General features: G+C 67.8%; 3 protein-coding genes. 1 reads left to right on the forward strand and 2 read right to left on the reverse strand.

Annotated features, from left to right (window positions below; genetic code table 11):
• Window positions 1-248 precede the first annotated feature (248 nt).
• Window positions 249-1,472 carry a proteasome-activating nucleotidase gene (locus tag BN903_RS11450; protein WP_048077845.1) on the reverse strand — a complete coding sequence of 408 codons (1,224 nt, stop codon included), beginning with the start codon at window positions 1,470-1,472 and terminating at the stop codon, window positions 249-251.
• Between the two features lie 295 nt (window positions 1,473-1,767).
• Between BN903_RS11450 and BN903_RS11455 the strand changes: the two genes are divergently transcribed.
• Window positions 1,768-2,325, forward strand: a complete 558-nt coding sequence (locus BN903_RS11455; RefSeq protein WP_048077846.1) for a response regulator — start codon at window positions 1,768-1,770, stop codon at window positions 2,323-2,325.
• A 27-nt stretch (window positions 2,326-2,352) separates the two neighbouring features.
• Here the strand turns inward: BN903_RS11455 and BN903_RS11460 are convergent, their stop codons facing one another.
• Entirely contained in the window at window positions 2,353-2,637 is a 285-nt protein-coding gene (locus BN903_RS11460; protein WP_048077847.1) for an amphi-Trp domain-containing protein, read from the reverse strand.
• Window positions 2,638-2,874 lie beyond the last annotated feature (237 nt).

A 2,874-nucleotide genomic window follows, 5' to 3' on the forward strand; every position in this document is an offset into this window, starting at 1 on the left:
CGCAGCGAAGGAGCGGCAGCGACTGAGCGAGGAGCACAGCGAGCGTGCGTCGTCCTCGCGGCTGGGGCTTCGGCGGTCTCGGTCGGAACGTCGGAAGCGACTACATCGTAGCGAGCGGCCGGGAGTTCCGAGGCGGTCGCGGACGCTCCGTTATCAACCTATTATAAGTGACCCGCCGAAACGCCAGCTGCGGTAACCGGTCCAAGACTCACTCGGAAAAGCCGACCGCCAGCCCCGCTATCGTCGTCTCAGTACTGGTAGTTGATGACCTGCTCGTCTTCCGTATCGGCGTCCCGAAGCTTGTCGCGGGCGGCCTCGAAGTCCGCCTGCCGGACCTCAGTGCGGCCGTCACGGATGGCGAACATTCCGGCCTCGGTCGCCAGCGACGCGATGTCCGCGCCGCTGTACCCGTCGAGGTCGCTCGCGATGACGCCGAGGTCGATGTCGTCGGCGACGTTCATCTCCTGCGTGTGGATCTCGAGGATGCGTTCGCGGCCCTCCGGGCCGGGCTCGGGGACCTCGATGAGCCGGTCGAAGCGGCCGGGGCGGAGGATGGCCTCGTCGAGCATGTCGAAGCGGTTGGTCGCGGCCATGATCCGGATCTCGCCGCGGTCGTCGAAGCCGTCCATCTCGGAGAGGAGCTGCATCATCGTGCGCTGGACCTCGGCGTCGCCGGAGGTCTTCGAGTCGGTCCGCTTGGCGGCGACGGCGTCGATCTCGTCGATGAAGATGACGGCCGGCTCGCGCTCGGCGGCGAGCTCGAACAGGTCGCGGACGAGCCGCGCGCCCTCGCCGATGAACTTCCGGACGAGCTCTGAGCCGGCCATCTTGATGAACGTCGCGTCCGACTCGTTGGCGACCGCCTTCGCCAGCATCGTCTTCCCCGTCCCCGGCGGGCCGTGGAGGAGGACGCCGCTCGGGGGTTCGACGCCGACCTGCTCGAACTGCTCGGGGTTTTCGAGCGGGTCCTCGACCGCCTCGCGGACCTCCCGGATCTGGTCGTCGATGCCGCCGATGTCGGCATAGGTGACGTCCGGGGACTCGGTGACCTCCATCGCCTGCGCCCGGGAGTCGGTCTCGTCGTCGAGCACCTGCTGGACCGCGAAGGAGTCGTTGATCGCGACGCGGTCGCCGGGACGGAGGTCCTCGTCGAGCCGCGAGGCGGCCTGCGTGAGTACCTCCTGGTTGTTGCCGTGCTGTTTGATGACGACGCCGTCGTCGGTGATCTCCTCGACGGACGCGATGTACAGCGAGGAGGTCTTCAGCACCTCGTTTTCGCGTTTCAGCTGTTCGACGTCGTCTTTCAGGTCGCCGCGGCGTCCCTCGGCGTCCGCGAGCCGGTCCTCTAATTCCTCGTTCACGTGAACGATCCGCCGGAAGTGCTGGCGGATCGCCTCCAGCCGCTCCGCGTCGCTCATTTCGGGGTCGAGCTCCAACCGCGGGCGGTCGGGCAGTGAGGGGCTATGAGACATTCGTTATGCCCGGATAAGATGCGGGCGTAAATGTGCCTTTGGGTCACGGAGAGACCGTTGGATCGCCGAGCCCGAACCCGCGAGTTCCGGTCGCCGCCGCGATCGTGTCCCGGCCGCGCCGTCTCCCGAATCTGACGGACACTCGCCTGCCGACCGGGATTATCAATTTAGATAGGCAGAAGTGAGGTTTTTAACTCAAGGCGAGCGAACACCGGCATATGGACGCACGCATGGCGGGCGGACGCGCCGACCCGGTACTCGCAGACCGAGATCCGCGGACCGGGAGGGCCCTCCCATGACGGAGGCTCCGGACGCGACCGTTCTCGCGGTCGACGACGAGCCGGACCTCGCGGAACTGTACCGGGTGTACCTCGACCCGGCCTACGACGTACGGATCGCGACCGGCGGCGAGGAAGCGATCGACGCGATGGACGACGCGGTCGACGTCGTCCTCCTCGACCGGCGGATGCCCGACATGTCGGGCCACGAGGTGTTAACGGAGATCCGCGGCGAGGGGTACGACGCCCGGGTGGCGATGCTGACCGCGGTCGAGCCGGACGTCGACATCGTCGAGATGCCGTTCGACGACTACAAGACGAAACCGGTCACCAAAGAGGATCTCCTCACGCTCGTCGAGGTCCTCCTCCACCGCGCCGCCTTCGACGAGCAGAGCCAGGAGTTCTTCGCGCTCGCCTCGAAGAAAGCGGCGCTGGAGGCCAGCGGCACGACCAACTCCGAGGAGTACGAGGAGCTCATCGAGCGGATGGAGTCCGTCCGCCTCGAGGTCGACGACACGCTCGATCTCCTCTCCGCGCGCGACGCGTTCGTCGAGGTCCCCGGCGAAGTGCCGTAGCGCGGGCCGCAACCGCCTGTACCCCGATCACTCGATCCGGAGTTCGCCGTCTGCTCCCGCTTCGTCGCCGTCCTCGTTCCACTCAAGTTCGAACTCGACGCTCAGTTCTCCCGGCCCGTCGGCGGGGCCCTCGCGCTCCGCCTTCACCTCGAAGGTCAGACGGGCGGGGGGTTCGAGCGTCGTCGACTCGCCGCCGCGCGAGAGCGTGATGGCGTCGCCCGCGTCGAGGGAGTCCGCGACCGCCCGAAGGTACGCGGCGATCTCCTCGCGGCTCCGCCGACTCTCCGACTCGAAGAGGACTTTCTCGGTCATGCGCGGACGTAGGCGGCGTCGGAATATAAACGTCGCCGCGGTTCGGCGGCCGCTCCCCGGACTGTTTTGTGGCACCCGCTCAAACTCGTACGGTATGTCCGTCTCCGACCCTCTCCGCACGGCCGTCGCCGTCGCGGTCTACTGGACGGCGATCGCCGTCGGCGGGAGCGTGCTCCTCGCCGCCCCGACGAGTCCGCTCGCCGCGCTTCCGGTCCTCGGCGGCGGCGCGGTCGTCGC

The organism is Halorubrum sp. AJ67 (assembly GCF_000513435.1).